The 19,502-nt window shown below is 40.5% G+C and carries 15 protein-coding genes and 1 riboswitch; of the genes, 5 read left to right on the top strand and 10 right to left on the bottom strand.

The annotated features are described in order from the left end of the window. Positions 1–115: 115 nt before the first annotated feature. Positions 116–1,900: a right-handed parallel beta-helix repeat-containing protein gene (locus NST57_RS02160; protein WP_341297938.1), complete on the bottom strand. Its 1,785-nt coding sequence runs from the start codon at positions 1,898–1,900 to the stop codon at positions 116–118. Positions 1,901–2,164: 264 nt separating this feature from the next. Between NST57_RS02160 and NST57_RS02155 the strand changes: the two genes are divergently transcribed. Continuing rightward, entirely contained in the window at positions 2,165–3,658 is a 1,494-nt protein-coding gene (locus NST57_RS02155) for a peptide MFS transporter (RefSeq protein WP_341297937.1), read from the top strand. Between the two features lie 60 nt (positions 3,659–3,718). Here the strand turns inward: NST57_RS02155 and NST57_RS02150 are convergent. The 6 genes from NST57_RS02150 to NST57_RS02125 form a co-directional block, all read right to left on the bottom strand. After that, a protein-coding gene (locus NST57_RS02150; RefSeq protein ID WP_445818773.1) for an IS3 family transposase occupies positions 3,719–4,908 on the bottom strand; the annotation gives its coding sequence in 2 pieces (ribosomal slippage) (positions 3,719–4,620 and positions 4,620–4,908; 1,191 coding nt in all). Between the two features lie 108 nt (positions 4,909–5,016). After that, positions 5,017–6,450 carry an amino acid permease gene (locus NST57_RS02145; RefSeq protein WP_142153947.1) on the bottom strand — a complete coding sequence of 478 codons (1,434 nt, stop codon included), beginning with the start codon at positions 6,448–6,450 and terminating at the stop codon, positions 5,017–5,019. Positions 6,451–6,697: 247 nt separating this feature from the next. Beyond that, positions 6,698–7,129 carry a hypothetical protein gene (locus NST57_RS02140; RefSeq protein WP_234712505.1) on the bottom strand — a complete coding sequence of 144 codons (432 nt, stop codon included), beginning with the start codon at positions 7,127–7,129 and terminating at the stop codon, positions 6,698–6,700. After that, positions 7,119–8,306: an MFS transporter gene (locus NST57_RS02135; protein WP_341297935.1), complete on the bottom strand. Its 1,188-nt coding sequence runs from the start codon at positions 8,304–8,306 to the stop codon at positions 7,119–7,121. The genes NST57_RS02140 and NST57_RS02135 overlap by 11 nt, the downstream gene beginning before the upstream one ends. Then, a complete protein-coding gene (locus NST57_RS02130) occupies positions 8,303–8,938 on the bottom strand; it encodes a dienelactone hydrolase family protein (RefSeq protein ID WP_341297934.1) in 636 nt (211 codons plus the stop codon). Before NST57_RS02130 ends, NST57_RS02135 begins: the two co-directional genes overlap by 4 nt. Before the next feature lie 52 nt (positions 8,939–8,990). After that, entirely contained in the window at positions 8,991–10,250 is a 1,260-nt protein-coding gene (locus tag NST57_RS02125) for a cytochrome P450 (protein WP_341297933.1), read from the bottom strand. A 269-nt stretch (positions 10,251–10,519) separates the two neighbouring features. Further along, positions 10,520–10,621: riboswitch (purine riboswitch) on the bottom strand. Between the two features lie 328 nt (positions 10,622–10,949). Between NST57_RS02125 and tcyA the strand changes: the two genes are divergently transcribed. From tcyA to NST57_RS02110, 3 genes are read left to right on the top strand one after another with little or no spacing between them, the layout of a single operon-like run. Next, positions 10,950–11,765: a cystine ABC transporter substrate-binding lipoprotein TcyA gene (gene tcyA / locus NST57_RS02120; RefSeq protein WP_007498178.1), complete on the top strand. Its 816-nt coding sequence runs from the start codon at positions 10,950–10,952 to the stop codon at positions 11,763–11,765. Further along, the gene (locus NST57_RS02115; protein WP_008347286.1) at positions 11,752–12,444 is read left to right on the top strand and encodes an amino acid ABC transporter permease; all 693 of its coding nucleotides are present in this window, start codon (positions 11,752–11,754) and stop codon (positions 12,442–12,444) included. Before tcyA ends, NST57_RS02115 begins: the two co-directional genes overlap by 14 nt. Before the next feature lie 12 nt (positions 12,445–12,456). Then, on the top strand, positions 12,457–13,200 hold the full coding sequence (locus tag NST57_RS02110) for an amino acid ABC transporter ATP-binding protein (protein ID WP_012008904.1): 744 nt from the start codon (positions 12,457–12,459) through the stop codon (positions 13,198–13,200). Between the two features lie 40 nt (positions 13,201–13,240). Here NST57_RS02110 and NST57_RS02105 read toward each other — a convergent pair whose 3' ends face one another. The 3 genes from NST57_RS02105 to NST57_RS02095 all read right to left on the bottom strand — a co-directional run bounded on the left by NST57_RS02105 (position 13,241) and on the right by NST57_RS02095 (position 18,239). Beyond that, positions 13,241–13,525, bottom strand: a complete 285-nt coding sequence (locus NST57_RS02105; protein ID WP_142153939.1) for an AbrB/MazE/SpoVT family DNA-binding domain-containing protein — start codon at positions 13,523–13,525, stop codon at positions 13,241–13,243. 109 nt (positions 13,526–13,634) lie between these two features. After that, a complete protein-coding gene (locus NST57_RS02100) occupies positions 13,635–14,195 on the bottom strand; it encodes a class D sortase (protein WP_142153937.1) in 561 nt (186 codons plus the stop codon). A 6-nt stretch (positions 14,196–14,201) separates the two neighbouring features. Further along, the gene (locus NST57_RS02095) at positions 14,202–18,239 is read right to left on the bottom strand and encodes an isopeptide-forming domain-containing fimbrial protein (RefSeq protein WP_341297932.1); all 4,038 of its coding nucleotides are present in this window, start codon (positions 18,237–18,239) and stop codon (positions 14,202–14,204) included. 546 nt (positions 18,240–18,785) lie between these two features. Between NST57_RS02095 and NST57_RS02090 the strand changes: the two genes are divergently transcribed. Then, the gene (locus NST57_RS02090; protein WP_007498187.1) at positions 18,786–19,430 is read left to right on the top strand and encodes a YczE/YyaS/YitT family protein; all 645 of its coding nucleotides are present in this window, start codon (positions 18,786–18,788) and stop codon (positions 19,428–19,430) included. Positions 19,431–19,502 lie beyond the last annotated feature (72 nt).

Genomic DNA, 19,502 nt, shown 5'->3' with positions numbered 1-19,502 from the left:
ATCCATAAAAAAAGGGCAAATGTTGTGAAAAATGAAAAATAATTATTACTATATGCCCTTTTCACATGATTGTCAACCGCCTTCTGAACCTCCAAAAAAAGGGATTTACAGGCGTTTACGGCGGATCAATTTCAATATTTCCGATGAGCCGGTCCGTGGAGTGTGTCATCAATTGACTGCAGTCCAGTACGTTATGGGCAATCACCGAATGAGTGGAAGATATGGTGCGGACGGCAATCGCTTTTTGAGGAGAGAGATTAATGATGTTATTCCGCAGCACACGTGCTGAGACAACCTCATCAAGAAAAACGGCTGTCGGCTGTCCGATCGAACGATTTAAATAAAAGCGGTTATCTCCAATTTGAGGTGAGCCATTTTTAATATACATCACCACATATAAGGACGTTTCTTCAAAGGAATTGTCTTTAATCTCTAAAGGAGCGGTCGTATTGCTGTAGACGGCATAGTTTTGATAGTGCTTAAAACGATTCTGCCATATGAAAGCCTTTGCATTTCCTGTCACGCTGATTGTATACGAAGATGCGAGCTGTGAATGTCCTTCTTGAATAAAGTGATTGCCGTTGATCCCCGCTTCTCCCTCCTGCACCCATATCCCTCGACTGAATTCCTTGAATTGATTATGCTGAATTAAAATATTCGTTCCTCTGACCATCGCCGCATCGATGACAGAGTAGACGGTATTGTTTGAAAAGACAATGCTGTCTGATTGATAAATACGCAGCGATGTACTTCTAAGCCGTGTGTTTGTCCCTGACTCAATATGATTTCCTTCTATTAAAATACGATTGGCCATATAGACAGATACAGCCGCATCTTCAAAAAGACTGATTTTATTACCTGTGATATGCACGCTGTCTCCCCTCACATCAATCCCCTTTTCAAATCCTTCAATCATATTGCCAATAATGATCACATTGTTTTCCGATTGATCAAGCGGCACTCCTAAACTCGTAATCCCTGCTTTTGTCACGCCCCCTCCCACTGCACGAATCAAATTATTTGCAATGATCGTTTCAGTGGCGAAGCCATAGGAGATACTGCTGTCCGTTTGATTGCCTTCAATGATCACACCATAGCCGTTGAAATTATAGATTGAGCTGGCTGCGCCGCCTCTGACAATATTGTTGCGAATCTGAATATTTAGCGGCTCTTCCAAGTTGGTCGTATTTTCCCCGTATCCTTCAATATCAATGCCCATTTTTGGCTCGACCCCGTTTACCCCTGCCCTTTCAAGCAAACAGTCTTCCACAATGACACCATCACAGCCTGTAATAGACATATTGTTTCGCCTTGAGTCAGTGATGGTGCAGCCAGAAATATGAATAGACGAGGCAGGCGAGTACGATTCGATATGGGTCAATAAACCGTGAGGACTGACAATGATACCGTCTCCCGTACAATTGATTATTTGAACACGATCGATATTCACATGGGAAGCACCTTCAATACACACCCCGAAGCCCCATTCATGTGTTTTTCTTTCTGGCGGGAGTGACTTGTACACATGCTCATCACGGTCGCCTTCAATCCGTCCACCCCGAATGGTCACATGCTCTACCTCTCCTATATAAAAGGCTGCATATCCCCACGAATCATTTGGTTTCACTTTGATGACGGCATCTGATGCCATCTCAATACAAATATGACTTGGCACTCGTATGCCGGCATTACGAAAAGGAAAAAATTGATCCCCCCTGTACACCGCATCTATTAGATACGTTCCACTCGGCAGCCAGACGTGGGAGTAGCCCTGTGCTTTTGTCCATTCCAGGCATTCGTTCAGTTTCGCTGTACAGTCCGTTTTCCCGTCAGCAATCACGCCAAAGTCTAATACATTGACAATGGGTTTCTTCAGATCAGATTCATTTATATCCCCCAATGAAAACCCCTCCTTTTTACATATGTCCTCTTGTCATCCTATGCATGTGGGAAAGATTTGCTTGTACGATATTTCAAATTTTATATAAATTCTTCTGGAATAACTTTCCGATGATTTTCACTTGAGCGATTTTTTTATCTTTTTGAGTCTTTACGCCTATTGAACTAACATTTTCCTGTTTTAGAATAGTTTTATATTGACACAAGAACTATACAAGAATATCATTTTTCTCATATCTCTTTTTTTTAAGAAAGGATCTATGCCATGTCTACAATTGACCACGATAAAATTGTTAAAAGTGTTCCTCAAAAAGGGTTTTTTGGACATCCTAAAGGACTTTACACACTATTTTTCACTGAATTTTGGGAGCGTTTTTCTTATTATGGCATGCGTGCACTGCTTATTTATTATATGTACACAGAGGTGACAAAAGGCGGTCTAGGCTTCGACCAAACAACCGCTAATTCGATCATGTCTGTCTATGGTGCGCTTGTCTATATGTCAGGCATTATTGGCGGATGGCTCGCCGACCGGGTATTTGGTTCGTCCAGTACGGTCTTTTATGGCGGGGTTTTCATTATGCTTGGTCATGTCATTTTGGCACTGCCAAGCGGTGCAACAGCGCTCTTTATTAGTATGGCGCTGATTATTATCGGGACAGGCCTCCTAAAGCCGAACGTGTCAAACATAGTCGGTGACCTGTATACAAAAACAGACCCTCGCAGGGATTCTGGATTCAGTATTTTCTATATGGGGATCAATATGGGTGGTTTTATCGCCCCATTAATTGTCGGAACACTCGGTCAAAAAGTGAATTTCCATCTTGGTTTCTCACTCGCTGCCGTTGGTATGCTTGTTGGGCTCATTACATTTGTGATCACGAAAAAGCCGAATCTTGGGCTTGCTGGCACTTATGTCACAAATCCACTATCAGCTGCTGAACGCAAGAACTTCAAAATTTTCGGTACATTGATCTTGATTGTACTTGCTGTTTTTGCTGTCATCGGCATTCAAACAGGAGCGCTCACGATAAATCTATTCACTTGGTTTGTCAGTGTCCTTGGTGTGCTTATTCCAATTGTTTATTTTATTGTGATGTATTTTAGTAAAAAAACAAGTGCAGTGGAGCAGTCGAGGGTACTCGCTTATATTCCATTATTCCTAGCTGCGGTGATGTTCTGGGCCATTCAAGAACAAGGCTCAAATATTTTAGCCACATATGCAGATCAGCGAACAAACTTGAATTTCCTTGGCATGACATTAGCCTCTTCTTGGTTCCAATCATTGAACCCGATCTTTATTGTGCTCCTGTCACCAGTATTTGCTTGGTTATGGGTCAGACTCGGTAAGAAACAGCCGTCTACCCCGATTAAGTTCTCACTTGGCCTTCTGTTTGCCGGATTATCCTTTATCATCATGATCATTCCTGCCTACATGTCTGGTCCGAATACACTTGTAAGTCCATTATGGCTCGTTCTGAGCTTCTTCCTTGTCGTCATTGGAGAGCTCTGCTTATCACCTGTTGGGCTTTCAGCGACAACAAAGCTGGCACCTGCTGCCTTCTCAGCGCAGACGATGAGCCTTTGGTTCCTTTCAAATGCAATGGCACAGGCGATCAATGCGCAAGTGGTCAAGCTATTTGATAAAGTGCCAGAAACCGTCTATTTCGGAATCATCGGTATGCTCGCTATCGTTTTATGTGGCGCTATGCTTCTGCTTACACCAGTGATTAAGAAAGCGATGAAAGGCGTGCATTAAATTGAAAAAGAAGCCTCCCAAATTGGTCTTACCCCTGTCAAGTAGACAATTATAAAAAGCCTAACCTGCCAGTGTGTGACGGTATTCTACCGGAGCACACTGGTTTAATTTTTTCTGAAATCGATCGTGATTATAGAATTGAATGTAATCTTCTATGCTTTTATGAAGCTCTTCTTCCGTTTGACACGAAGAAAAGTAAGTGTTCTCTGTTTTGAGATGGGAGAAAAATGATTCGATACAGGCATTATCCAGGCAGTTTCCCCTTCGGGAATGACTGCCCTTCAAACCAACGTTTTCTAGTCGCTTTTGATATGCTTTTGTTGTATATTGAAATCCTTGATCTGAATGAAGTAGGGCTCCTTTGACATCCCGCAGGGATGTCAAGTTCTTTAATGTCTCCATGACCAGTTCAAGATCATTTCGTTTTGACAGTTTCCATGCGACGATTTCATTGTTGTATAGATCTTGTATAGCTGAAAGATAATAAAAGTGATGCTGGCAAGCGATATAGGTAATATCAGTCACATATAGCTGATTGTATTGATTGGCTTTAAATTTTCGGTTTAATCTGTTTGGATGGACAACCGAAGCTTGTCTTCCGAAATACCGCCGTTTTTTTCGAATGATTGATTGGATGTTCATCTCTTTCATCAACCTGTAGACACGCTTATGGTTGATGCGAAATCCTTCTTTCTTTAAAGCGATTGTCACCCGAGGATAGCCATAGAAGGGTCTTGAATGATGAATGGCCATGATGTGTTCTTTGAGGATTTGTTCTTTCAGTTGTCGTTCCATTCGAATCTTTTGATTCTTACGCCATTTATAGTACCCAGATCGTGATACTTTGGCGATGCAGACGAGCCATGTCAACGGAAAAAAACTCTTTAATTCGTGAACAACTTCAAACCTCACATTCTTTAAAATCCATCCTCTCCGTGTAGATTTGGATAACGCTTTTTTAAGTATTCTACCTGTGCCTTTAAATAATCTCTTTCTTCTTCCACATTTTTAAACATGAACTTGGGACGTCCGTTAAAAGGATTTTCTGACTTTGTATGTTTTCCTCTTTGATCTTCAAAAGATTGCCCCTCACGAAATTTTCTGACCCAACTTTTTAACTGAGTGGAGCTTTTGATACCTAATTCTTCAGACAATGACTGATAACTTTTGTTTCCTTCTTCGTACATTTTGACAGCTTTCATCTTAAATTCTTTAGAATATTGTTGAAATTGTTGTCCTTTTCTCGCCATAAAAAATCCCCTCCAAGTATAGTGTAACAGCCAAGATATGTTCTTGGGCTTTTTACACTGTCTACTTAGAGGGGATAATATCAAATGGGAAGGCTTCTTTTTTTTGAATTAAAACCGAATCTCATCATCTCCGTGGATTTGCAGCTGGAGCGGTTCACTTTTCACCTGATGCTTTTTCACATAGCGGTGATAGACAACATATCCAATGATCATAAGCGGTACGCCGACATACAGCCCAATCCGCTGCTCGGCATCAAAGGCAAGACTGATTAGCACAATCGAGTTCAGCGTGATCGCAATGATCGGCAGTACCGGATAAAGAGGGGTTTTAAATTTTAAGTTTTCCAGTTTTCCGCCTGCTTTCAAATATCTTCTGCGGAAAAGCAGCTGTGATAATGTAATCGTAATCCAGCCGGTTTGGGCGCTCATGCCTGCAATAGACACGATCCAAGCAAAAACGGTTTTCTCTGCAAAGAAGCCTGATAATAATGAAATACCTGTAAACAGGAAAGTGAGCAGTAAGGCATTCATCGGAATGCCCCGCTGATTGACTCGTCTAAACGCCTTCCCTGCCATTCCTTCTTTCGACAAGGAGTACAGCATTCTCGTAGAGGCATATAGGCCCGAGTTCGCCACAGATAATAAAGCAATGATAATGACAAAGTTCATGATATCTGCCGCATAAGGAATGCCCGTTCTCTCAAACACAGTGACAAATGGGCTTTGCAGCACACTCGCTTCCTTCCAAGGCACCATGCCCGCTAAGACGAAAATAGATAAAACGAAAAAGACAAGGGTACGCCAAACGGTCTGATGAATCGAACGAGGTACGGTTTTTTCTGGATTTTCACTTTCTCCTGCCGCAATCCCGATCAGCTCTGTCCCTTGAAACGAAAAATTCACCGTGATCATCGTAACGACAACGGCCAGCAAGCCATTCGGAAACAGACCATCACTCACAAAATGACTGAAGTAAGGAGCCGGTTCCCCGCTCGTCGTTTGAATAAAACCAAACATTGCCGCTCCGCCTACGCCAATAAATAGTAAGATGGCGACAATCTTAATGGTTGAAAAGAAAAACTCCGATTCCCCGAACGCTTTCGCTGACCTGGCATTTAATAAGAACAAACACATCCCAAATATGAGACACCAAATCCACACATCCACTTGTGGCAGCCAGCGTCTCATCAGCTGCCCTGCTGATAAAAATTCCAGCGCGACGGTGGCTGCCCAGCCAAGCCAATAAATCCAGCCAACAGCAAATCCTGCTGCAGGACTCACAAATTTCGTCGCATACGTATGAAACGACCCAGACACTGGAAGCGCGACTGATAGCTCTCCCAGACACAGCATGGTTAAATACATAATCAATCCGCCCACAATATAGGAAAGAACGGCTCCAACTGGCCCTGCTTGTCCAATCGTATAGCCTGTTCCAAGGAAAAAACCTGTCCCAATGACACCGCCAAGAGAAATCATAAATAAATGGCGGGAGGTCATCGCCCTTTTCAATTGTTCGGGCTGATTTTGTCCAACATCCACAATGATGCCCTCCTTCTTCTAAGATGTTCTGTTATCAAAACATGTCTCCATGTGATTATTCCATTTTCAAAACAACCTACTAATTATACATCTTTTATAATAAATATGCTTCCTTCTATCGTCACTGTTACAAAGTCTTTATTTTAGTAATGTTCGCGCAACTTAAAGAAGAGACTCACCTTGACATTCGCGAACCATCAAAAAAACCAGTGTGTGTCTACCTGAAGACTTCCACACTGGTTTTCAGTTATTTTTCTGACAAGAAGGAAATAGAGAATATCATGGAAGGATCTTTTTCTTTCGTGTACCTGTCATAACAATGATAAACAAAGCCATATTGATTTTGTTCAACTCTCATCCCCGAACCTCTATCATGATAACCAGGCATTCTTTCCTCTTCCCAGATATTGAATAAATTCATAGTACCTCCAACACAAGTTACCATATGTTCATCACTTCCCTTATTCTCCCAAAATATTAAAGTAGAGACTTTGTCACCCCCTCCTACGATAAAACCATTTTCTGATAAAAGAACAACTCCCTGTCTACGTGAAGACGCTGTATGATGGATTTTCACTTGTATCGACTGATCATTTGAAAAATGAACCACATCCGTTTTCATCACTTGATCTAATTGGCCATCTACTTCTTGGTACTCCTTCTCTTTTCTAATTCGCATGCATTTGTCGCTCCTCATTACTTTTTTTATGATCATTGTGATTGTTCAAAGTCACTTTCAACAAATAAATCAAAAGAAAACACGGCATACAAATAATGGCCATTCCTAAGAATGCATAGGATGGAGATATAGAAAATAAGTACCCACTCACGATTGTTAACAGACCGTTACCAAGACTTAATCCTAAAGCTGCGTATAACCCGTGAGCATATGGGAAAAATTGATTTTTTATATGTGTATCTAGATATTTCATAAAGGCAACTTGAGTAAGACCAAACGTAAAGGCATGGAGTAGTTGGGACAGGATGAAAATAAACACATCTTCAAAAAGGAAGAGTGACACCCATCTTATAATGGATGCCGTTACACTAAACATCAATAAAGTCGTCACCGAACCCTTTTTAAACAACGAATCCGAAATGAAAAAGAAGACAATTTCTGCGATGACCGCTATTAACAAAAGAAACCCTATATATTCTGGCCGTACCCCTAAATTACCTAAAAAAAGAACAGCGTAACTGTAATATGCAGCATGAGCCGACTGTAAGATGACACAAAGAAGCAGAACAAACACAAATGACTTTGACTGAAATAGTTTTTTGATGTTCATTCCCGCTGGGTCATTTTTTTCTCGCAAGGTACTAGGAGCTCGTAAAGAAGCCAATAAGGCAAATAGCAGCAGTCCCCCAAGCATCACATAAATAATGACTCTTTCCCCAAATAAGGAGATCATAATCCCCATAAGCAGCAATGCTACAATATATCCAAAAGAGCCAAAGGATCTACTGCGTCCATAAGCAATCTCTCCTTTTTTCATCAGTCTAGAGGCCATCGCTTCATGCATAGCTAAAGGCATTGGATAGAGAAGACTAATGAAGAACGTGGTCACAATGACCGCTGAAAAGCTATTTGCCGGTATAAGAAGAACAAAAAGAAGCACCGATAAAAAAACCACCCATTGATTTAAACGAGCCAAGCCCATATACTGACTTGCCAAAGGAAATAGAAAAAAGGTAGTCATCGCTCGGGTTAGTAACCCAGTCGCAATAATGATCCCAGCTTGATCAGGTGAGAAGTTCTTATCTGCAACAAGCCATATCGACCAATAAGGAACAAATATACCAAATGTGAAAAAGAAGCCAAAAAACTGCATAGACATCCACTTGTTAGCATTCATATTCTTTCTGCCGATCTGACTTTATTCAATTGCCCTTTTATAAATTCACTCATTTCTTGAAAACAGCGGTCTTTAGAGGGCGCTTTAAAAGCCTCTGAATAGGGGTTAGCAAATCCATGTCTTCCCTCTACCATCTTCACACGAACCCCTTTCTTTTTCTCCAAAACTTCGACAATCTCCAAGGGTTTAAAAGCATTTTCAATGGTCGGAAAAAACAACAACGTTTCACATTTAGGCGAAATCGTCATGTAATCTCTTATTCTAGAACCATACAACCCGACGATTCCAGTAAATAAACCGTCATATCGACTACATAGCCAAGCGACTGTTGCTCCCACACTGAAACCTAATGCAAAAAGACGGATACTCTTATCTTTTGCTTTTAATTCTCTTGCTAATTGAAGGACTGTGTCGACTGATCGGTCAAAACCTACTTCTTTCATAAAATAACGATAAGCATCATCTTCACTATCACGATCAAATGGTTTGATTTGACCTAGTAGCTGCGGGCAATAGACTTCAAAACCAGCTCTTTCAAAATATTTGATCGTCGTCTCCATATGATCATTTATGCCATAAATCTCATGTATTAAGATAATGACTGGTTTTTGTTGATGATGTAATGTTTGCAAATGTCTATCATTCCCTTCTTAAGAGTGAAAAACGAGAAGACTTTCCCCACCCTTAATTCCCATTCACCTTTACTTCCATGTGTAAAATACCTGTAAATGTAGGATTAGAAGTCCATTCTGGATTTTCAAGATCGTATAAAGGCTGTATATCAGGACATCGTGAAATGACTTCTTTTAATATCTCCATGATTTCTGCTCGAGCAAATGCTGCTGCGATACATGTGTGATACCCTCCACCAAAGGCCATATGACGAAATCCCTTTCTCGTGATATCCATTTGGTCTGGATGTGCGAAAACTCTCTCATCTCTTCCAGCAGATGCCAAGAAAAAGTAAACAGAATCGTTCTTTTTAATTTGCTTTCCATGCAACTCAATATCTGCGGATGCATGTCTGACAATATATTGGATAGGTCCTTCTAACCTCATTGTTTCGTCTAGGACTTTAGGTAATAATGACATATCCTTTTTCAACATATTGAGAATCTCTGGATTTTTAAATAACAAATGCAGCGAGTTACTGAGCACAAACTGTGGAATTTTATGTCCGCCAAAAATGAGATGCATCGTCTGGGCGATTAATTGATCATCTGTTAACTCGCCATTAACACCCGGTGTTTCTGAAATAAGCCGGCTTAACAAATCATTCTTCTTCTCTTTTCTTCTCTCTGCTATAGCATTTGATAAATATGCATAAATCTCTTTTACGCTTCCCCTGACTTGTTCGCTTATTTCTTTACTAGGTACATGAGATACGACAAAGTTTTGCATAAAAAGAGCAATATCATCGGACCATTTGATAAATTTATCTACTTCTGCACCTGGAATACCAAGCATTTTACACAGTACCATCGCTGGGATAGGATGTGCGATTTCTTCTACGAAATCAAATGATTCTGTGTGGCCCTCAAGAACACGGTCAATAATTGTCGCAACTATTTTTTTAATTTCAGGAGTGATCAATTCAATTTCATTTACTAAAAACGCCCGATTCATATAACCCCTTAGCTCTGTATGGTCAGGACGATCATGATAAACCATCCATGTTTGAATGATGTCAATGATATCTTTAAAGTGCTGATCTTCACCTTTTTCTAGGTTATTCATCTTTAAAGGAATCACTTGGCTCGATATAAACCGATCGCCCGGAAGGTTTGTGGTCATGTCAGCATGTCTTGTAATGAACCAAGACTTCATCTCTTCATTCCAACACACAGGAGCTTCATTTCTTAATTGCTGATAAATGTCATATCGACGTTCAAAATATTCATTACTATACAAACTCAACTGTTCCACACTCTGTTCTGTTTTCATTTTCAACATCATCCCTTCTGTTTTCACATACAACATTCTCGATTCATTTTTGAGATTAGTGGAAATATTACGACCTTCTCTTCACAGCAGGCGGGAGCATATAAAAAACCAAGATAAAGAGAACCTGCACCATCACTGAATAGCGCGAGAAGTTCTACCTGATCTTGGTCTTAAAGAATGTATGATTGAAACGATTCACAGAGGTTTTTAGTTAGAGGCATCTAACAGTATAAAATGATATAGTTCCTGTCATTTTTCCTATAAGTAAGATTAAGTAGCAATCTTCTCGTAGTCTAATTCTTTACGGGAATTAGGTAGAGACTCTCAGACCATATTTCTGAAGGTATACGAGTATTGCTGCCTACATCAAATTTGAATCGAATGTAAAAAAATACAATAAAATACTTTATTTTTACATTTTCATCATAGCATATTTGCCTTTGAATTGGTTCAAAAAATGATTACATTTTTCAAATATCTTGACGATCATTTCGCTATTTGCTCGATTTTAGTTTGATCTCTCTTTTAATTCGGGTATATGGATAGCGGCATTAGTTGGCCTATTTCATACTAGAAGGCTGTAACAGCAGGCATAAAGTTGGTGAGATTCGCTCAAGCTAGTTTCAAATGCTTTACTTTTAGGTTGCTTCTCTGTAAGATCATATGTTGTAAATACCAACAAGAAAAGTGGGGAATAAAATGAAAAAAATGTTCTTTGCCATTATTTTAGGCGCTTGTGTTGCATTGATCACGGCATGCGGATCAGCTGCAAACGACAGCGCGAATAAACAATCTGGGTCTAAGGAGTCAGGTGACCTTTGGAAATCCATTCAGGATAAAGGCGTATTAACCATCGGTACAGAAGGTACATATGCTCCTTTCACCTTCCATGACAAAAAGACAGATAAACTAACTGGCTATGATGTCGAGGTCATCACAGAAGTTGCAAAACGTCTTGACTTAAAACCAGAATTCAAAGAAACACAATGGGACAGCATGTTTGCTGGTCTGAATTCAAAACGTTTTGATGTGGTAGCGAACCAAGTTGGTAAAACTGGACGTGAAAATCAATATGATTTCTCTGATAAATACACAACATCTCAAGCCATTGTTGTGACAAAATCAGATAACAATGACATCAAGAAACTTTCTGATGTGAAAGGCAAAAAAGCAGCACAATCATTAACAAGTAACTACAACAAATTAGCTACAGATGCTGGCGCTAAAATTGAAGGGGTTGAAGGTCTTGCACAATCCATTCAATTGATCCAGCAAGGACGTGCTGATTTGACATTCAATGATAAATTGGCTGTCTTGAATTACTTGAAAACAAGCGGTAACAAAAACCTAAAAGTTGCATTTGAAACAGGAGATCCACAAGAAACTTACTTTGCATTCAGAAAAGGCAGCGGCGAAGTCGTTGACAAAGTGAATGGCGCACTAAAAGAAATGAAGAAAGACGGTACACTTGCTAAGATTTCTAAGAAATGGTTTGGTGAAGATGTTACAAAATAATATCCTCGGAGTCGTCATTCCGTGGGATCTTCTTCAGCAATCTTTTTGGCCAATGGTGATGCAGGGAATTTATTATACAATTCCCCTCGCCATCATTGCCTTTATCATTGGTCTTTTTATCGCACTTGTGACAGCTCTTGCTAGAATGTCTAAAATCAAAGCCCTCAGATGGATTTTTTCCATTTATGTGTCGGCCGTTCGTGGAACGCCGCTTTTTGTGCAATTGTTTATTATTTTCTATTTCTTTCCGACATTTAATATCACACTTGATCCATATCCAAGTGCCATTATCGCTTTTTCTTTAAACGTAGGTGCGTATGCGTCGGAAATTATCCGTGCATCCGTCCTCTCTGTACCAAAAGGACAATGGGAAGCGGGGTATTCAATCGGAATGACCCATCGGAAAACGCTCGTCCGCGTGATTTTACCGCAGGCAGTGCGTGTATCGATTCCGCCGCTGTCTAATTCTTTTATTAGTTTGGTGAAGGATACATCGCTTGCCTCCCAAATCCTTGTGGCAGAGATGTTCCGTAAATCACAGGAAATTGCTGCGGCGAACTTGGATCAAATATTATTTATTTATATGGAAGCAGCCCTGATCTATTGGGTATTCTGCTTCATTCTATCGCTCGTTCAGCACCAAATTGAAAAACGACTTGATCGATATGTCGCAAGGTAAGGAGGGAACGACATGCTAACAGTCAAAGGCTTAAACAAATCCTTTGGTGAAAATGAGATTTTAAAGTCGATTGATTTTACGATCAACAAAGGGCAGGTTGTGGCGATTCTTGGTCCATCAGGTTCAGGAAAAACAACGATGCTTCGCTGTTTAAATGCACTTGAAATTCCAAATGCCGGCTCCTTTACCTTCGATGATTTCTCGATTGATTTTTCTAAAAAAAATAAACAAGCTGATTTGCTCAAGCTTCGCCGGAAGTCAGGCATGGTGTTTCAAGATTATCATCTGTTCCCGCATCGCACTGTTCTTGAGAATGTGATGGAAGGTCCAGTCCAAGTCCAGCGCCGGCCAAAAGAAGAGGTGCGAAAAGAAGCGATTCAGCTTCTGCAAAAGGTAGGACTTGAGGATAAAAAAGATTTGTATCCCTTCCAGCTGTCAGGCGGTCAAAAACAGCGTGTCGGCATTGCCCGTGCACTTGCCATTCAGCCAGAGCTTATGCTTTTTGATGAACCAACCTCTGCGCTTGACCCTGAGCTTGTAGGGGAAGTCTTAAAGGTCATGAAGGATTTAGCGAAAGAAGGCTGGACGATGGCAGTCGTCACACATGAAATTAAGTTTGCCCAAGAAGTGGCAGACGAAGTGATTTTTATTGATGGCGGCGTGATCGTCGAACAAGGTCCTCCTGAAGAAATCTTCAAACGACCTAAGGAAGAACGAACAAAGCAATTTTTAAACCGGATTTTGAATCCAGTATGATAAAAAAAGGCTGTTCTCACTTGATGAGAACAGCCTTTTTTTATATCTCTTTTTGCAGCCGAAGCGCCAGTAAATCTTGCAAGAGCAATCTCGCTCCCTCTGGGCTGACAACTACTCCGCCTGACAGCGCCTTATTGGAACATGTGACTTGCCCTGTGACGATACAAGGCTTATCCTGCCAATAAGGTTTTATCACAATTCGGCCTTCTTCTTGATAGATCTCTATAAAGTCTTGCGGTCGAATTTTTAATTGTTTTCTAATATCTGTCGGGAGAACAACTCTCCCAAATTTATCTATATGCCGTACATAGTCTTCATTTATCAAATTGACCCCCTCCTGCATCTATACATACTATATGGACGATCACCTCCTTATCGGACGATCTGCTCGATCGGTGGGAAAATGAAGGAGGAGCCGCAGGCTGGATCAGTGTCTACACACGCTTTCCATATATAATATATCTGTTTGGTGCAGGACCAATGAAAGAAAAAGGATAACATGTGGTTAAGACAAGTTCTTCTTTTTTATGCTGCAATGTAATAATACTTGTATCCTCTTTTTTGACAACCTTTGTTTTCTCAATTTCATAGACAAATCGACCGTATGAAAGCTCAATGAAGAGCTGATCCCCCTTCACAAGCTCTCCTGTTCGTCTAAATACAGTATCTCGATGCCCAGATAACACAATTTGTCCCTGCTCATTAGGAAAATAGCTCTTTTGATAATGCCCAACACCTTTTGCCAAGTCATCTGCTTTTGTTCCTTCTACTATCGGCAACTCAGCATTTAGTTTTGGAATATGCAAAAGTCCAATGGTTTCACCAGCCTGTGGCGCAAAAGAAGAATCCTTTTGCACCTGATGCTGGATGACTGCCTGAGCAGACTGAATCGATGTCTCTACTTTCCTTTGTCCATCAATGATACTCAAATACCCACCAATCACTAAACAAAAACCCACTGTGATCAATACGGCAGAGATGATTTTTTGAAACATGGCTGATTATCCGTTTCTTTTTCTTCTATTCCATACCATAAGAGATGCACCAATGAGAACAAGAGCAAATCCGGCAAACAGAAGATTGTACATGACGGTTGCAGTATTCGGCAATTGATGACCAGGTGTGTCAGTTTGAGGCTCAGATGGCTGTTCTGGCACTGTTGGCACCTCTGGTTCATGAGGCGGTTCAACTGTTGTCTCGTTTTTAGGTTGATCTGGTTCGTCTACATTCTCGCCCTTCACAACTGCGATATTCATGATTGTCTGACCTTCAGCACCTTTGACAACCTTTGCCTTGAACGTCACGGTATGCCAATCTGTATCTTTAATATCGCCAAATTGTCCCGTCACCGTACCTTTTGTGTAGTCTCCGCTGTCATCATCTTTTGCATCTGTCACTGTTTGTCCATCTACTTTGAGTGAACCTGCAACATATGCAAGACCTTCTGGCAGTTTATCTGAGATCACTAGATCTTGGATGATACTGTCTTCTACACTATTTTTTGTTTTGATGGTGTAAAGAAGGGTGTCGCCTACTTGCACTTGTTTTTTATCTTTATTGCCTTCTGCTTTTTGATGGAGCTCTGACGTTTTTTCTGATTCAAGCTTTGGATCTCTTGGATCAATGTTTGTTTCGGTTGTCGGCTCATCTGGCGGCGTGTTTTCACCTGTGACTTTCGCTATGTTTTGAATACTTTTACCTGATTGGCCTTTAGCGACCTTTGCTTCAAAAGTAATCGTATGCCAGTCCGTATCTTTGATATCGCCAAATTGACCGGCCACTGTTCCCTTTGTATAGTCTCCGTTGTCGTCATCTTTTGCATCTGTGACGGCTTGATCATCTACTTTTAATGATCCTTCGACATATTCAAGACCTTCTGGTAGTTCATCTGTGATGACTAGATCTGTAATGACACTGTCTTCTACACTATTTTTTGCTTTGATGGTGTAAAGGAGAGTATCGCCTACTTGAGCTTGTTTTTCATCTTTATTACCTTCTGCTTTTTGAGAGATTTCAGATATTTTTTCTGATTTAAGCTTTGGATCTCTTGGATCAATTTTTGTTTCTGTTGTTGGTTCGTCTGGCGGCGTATTATCGCCTGTGACTTTGGCCGTATTTTGAATGGTTTTACCTGCTTGGCCTTTTGTAATCTTCGCTTCAAACGTTACTTTATGCCAATCGGTATCTTTGATCTGACCAAATTGTCCTGTCACCGTACCTTTTGTAAAGTCTCCGCTGTCATCATCCTTTGCATCTGTCACCGCTTGTCCATCTACTTTAAGTGAACCTGCAACATATGCAAGACCTTCTGGCAGTTCATCTGAGATCACTAGATTTTCAATGAAGCTATCTTCTTCAAGATTCTTTGTTTTAATCGTATAAAGAAGGGTATCTCCTACCTGTGGTTGCTTTTCATCTGTGTTCCCCTCTGCTTTTTTCTGAATGACGGACGTTTTTTCAGAAACTAGTTTTGGGTCACGTGGATAAATTTCTGTGTTCGTGGTTGGTTCATCTGGCGGCGTGTTTTCACCAGTTACTTCGGCAGTGTTTTGAATGTCTTGACCAGCCTGCCCCTTTTCAACTGTCACTTCAAAGGTGACTGTATGCCAGTCTGTATCCTTGATATCACCAAAATAACCTGTGACAGCTCCATCTGTGTAGTCCCCATTATCATCGTCTTTCACATCTGTAACTGAATCCCCGTCAATTTGAAGGGAGCCACTGACATATTTCAGCCCTTTTGGCAATTGATCTGAAATGACTAGATTTTCAATGAGACTGTCTTCTATCGTGTTTTTTGTTTTAATTGTGTATAAAAGAGTGTCTCCTACTTCTGGATGTTTTTCATCTGTGTTACCTTCTGCTTTTTTCTGCAAGACGGCTGTTTTTTCTGATTCAAGCTTTGGATCACGAGGATAGATTTCTGTTTTTGTTGTTGGATCGTCTGGTGGTGTGTTTTCACCTGTGACACTCGCTGTATTTTGAATATCTTTGCCTGATTGTCCTTTTTCAACCGTCACTTCAAATGTCACGGTATGCCAATCTGTATCTTGAATGTCACCAAATTGACCTGAAATGGTACCATTTGTGAAGTCCCCGTTATCGTTATCCTTTGCGTCAGTGACTGCCTCTCCGTCCACTTGAAGTGAATTCGGCACATATACTAATCCTTCTGGCAGTTCATCTGAAATCACTAAATTTTCAACGAGACTATCTTCTATCGTGTTCTTTGTTTTAATCGTGTAAAGAAGAGTGTCACCCACCTCTGGATGCTTTTCATCTGTGTTTCCTTCTGCTTTTTGTTGCAAGACCGCTGTTTTTTCTGAAGCTAGTTTTGGGTCACGTGGATAGATTTCTGTATTCGTTGTCGGTTTGTCTGGTGGTGTGTTACCGCTTGTAACGTTGGCCGTATTTTGAATGTCTTTGCCTGCCTGACCTTTTTCAATCGTTACTTCAAACGTCACACGATGCCATTTTGCATCTTTCACCTCACCAAACTTTCCAGTAATGACGCCATCTGTCATATCTCCATTATCGTCATCTACTGCATCGGTCACTGGGTTTCCATCTAGCTGAAGTGAATTGGGTACATATGCCAATCCTTGAGGCAGCTTGTCAGAAATCACGAGGTCTTCAATCACGCTGTCTTCCATAGCATTACGGGCTTGAATGGTATACAGTAATGTATCTCCTACCTCTGGATGCTTCTCATCTGTATTACCATCTGCTTTTTTTTGTAAGACCGCAGACTTTTCTGATTCAAGCTTCGGATCACGAGGATAAATTTCTATGTTTGTTGTTGGTTTGTCTGGCGGTGTGTTTTCCCCTTTGACATTGGCTGTATTTTGAATATCTTTACCCGCTTGACCTGTTCCTACTTTCGCTTCAAATGTCACGGTGTGCCAAGCGGTATTTTTCACATCGCCTATTTGACCCGTCACGGTGCCATTTGTATAGTCACCTTTGTCTTGGTCTTTTGCATCTGTCACGCTTACGTCATCTACCTTAAGACTACTTGGAACATAGGTTAAGCTGCTCGGAAGGTTATCTGAAATGACTAAGTTTTTAACAATACCATATTGAACCGTACTTCTTGCTTTAATCGTATAGAGTAATGTATCTCCCACTTCGGGGTGCTTCTCATCTGTGTTACCCTCTGCTTTTTTCTGTAAGACAACAGATTTTTCTGATTCAAGCTGTGGAGGATATGGATCAAATTCTGGCTTCACCCGTGAAGCTAAATCGTATGATAATGAATCACCAGCCGTGCCCATATAAGTCGTACTTAATGTTTTTGCATCAAGTGTATAAAGAGTAGAATGGCCGATCGATTCATTTAATCCAGACTGCAACAGCATTTGTCCATTTGGCAAAAAGCTAATTCCTCGAACGCCTCCATCAATGCTTTTACCATCCGCATTTTTAATTGGAATAACACGAATGACTTCTGCCGTATCTGGATTCATTTGTGCAATGGCTCCACTTTCATTAGATGCGAACCAAAGATAGCCGTCTTTATCGATGACAAGATCCCCGCCAACGACAGAGCCGACATCATAAGCTGTAATTTTTTTTGATGTTTTTTGACCAGTAACTAAATCGTATGTTCCAAGGAAATATTCTCCGTTAACACCATACGAATGTATATATTTACCGTTATATACAACGGCATTAGAAGCACCTCCACCTAGTACACCTACACGCTCAGCTTGTCCTGTCGTCGCATTTATTTTATAAAGAACAGGCTCTCCACTTGCTGTCGTCGTTGCATACACAACGTTCTCTTGATCATTGACAGCAACACCGTTCACTAAAGTCGAATTGATCCCTTTCACTTGGACACTAGCCTTTACGTTAGTTGGGTTATTCCCATCAAGCTGATAAAGAATTAATGGGCTACTACCAATCATATAGGAATCTGTATTGTTCACTGCTACCGTTCCTGCAGCCTTCGAGATAGATGGTGAGACCGTTAATAAATTTCCAGCAATCAGAACCAAAATAAGAAATAATTGACTCGTTCTTTTTAATAAATTCATTCTTTGACCTCCCTTTTTTCTTGCTTCATTTAACAAAGGTATGTACCAGTTCACCTCCCACACTTTGGTAAAGAATATCAGTAACATTTCAGAACCCTCAACATGACCAAAAGACTATTTTCGACAAAAATAGCCCTTTGGTCATATACAGCTTTCGACATCTGATCCATCTATGTTTTTTCCAATAAAACAAGTTTTTTTATCGTGTATCAAATATTTTATCTATCAATAAAAACAGGCCTAACGACGCAATTTACATACAATCTATTCTATTTTATCTTCAATATTCTTTAATTGGATAAAGGTTGGTTTTTTGTCATTTTATATTGAATTTTTTTCTTGTTTTCATAAAAATTGTTAATTATTGGTTCGCTTTGTTAAAAAAAACAATTCAAAAGTCTTGCTCCAACATTTGATGTTTTCTGCTCTTTTTATGGAAAAAATTCTTTTTATCGAGTAAGCGATTACAATTGAGCAAAGCCATTTAAAGGGGCGTGCGAGTATGTTACGATTGAAATCGAGTGTTTAAGAAAGAAGGGAAAGCTTTTGAAGCGGGAACATCTTTTACGTTGGTTTTTTTATTTTGTTGGATTGATTGTACTTGCTTTTGGACTATCGCTGACAGTGAAAGGAAAGATCCTTGGCATTGGTCCTTGGGACGCTTTTCATTATGGACTGTTTCAGCATTTTGGTTTAACCATTGGACAATGGTCCATCATTATTGGTGCACTCATTGTGACACTGACATCTGTTTTCACGAAATCTTTTCCAAAGATCGGCGCCCTGCTCAATATGGTGCTGATCGGCGTGTTTATTGATTTCTTTAATGCAGTATTACCTGCACCACATGGGTATTTACCTGCTTTATATGTGTTTATTACGGGCGTGATTGTGTCTGGGTATGGCGTTGGCATTTATGTCTCAGCTAATCTTGGCGCTGGGCCAAGGGATTCATTAATGCTGCTCATCTCAGCAAAAACGGGGCTGAACGTACAGTGGGTTCGAAATGGTATTGAGTTAACAGTGCTTCTATTTGCATGGATGCTCGGCGGACCGATTGGCATTGGAACGATTCTGACAGCCATCTTTACAGGACTCGTCCTTCGCTTTTCCTTGCCGCAATCGACACGGCTCTTGCAGCTGCTCATTACAAAAACAGCGGAGAAACCTGTTCAAACCCTTACCCGATAAGAACAAGCCATTCTATGAAAAGAATGGCTTTTCTTGTGCAGACCAACTTTACCCTTCTATTGAAAAGGATGC

It is taken from the genome of Bacillus sp. FSL M8-0077, assembly GCF_038050255.1.
Taxonomy (GTDB): domain Bacteria; phylum Bacillota; class Bacilli; order Bacillales; family Bacillaceae; genus Bacillus; species Bacillus altitudinis.
Note: the sequence above shows the minus strand (reverse complement) of the source record. Positions and strands in the feature narration are given on the sequence as shown.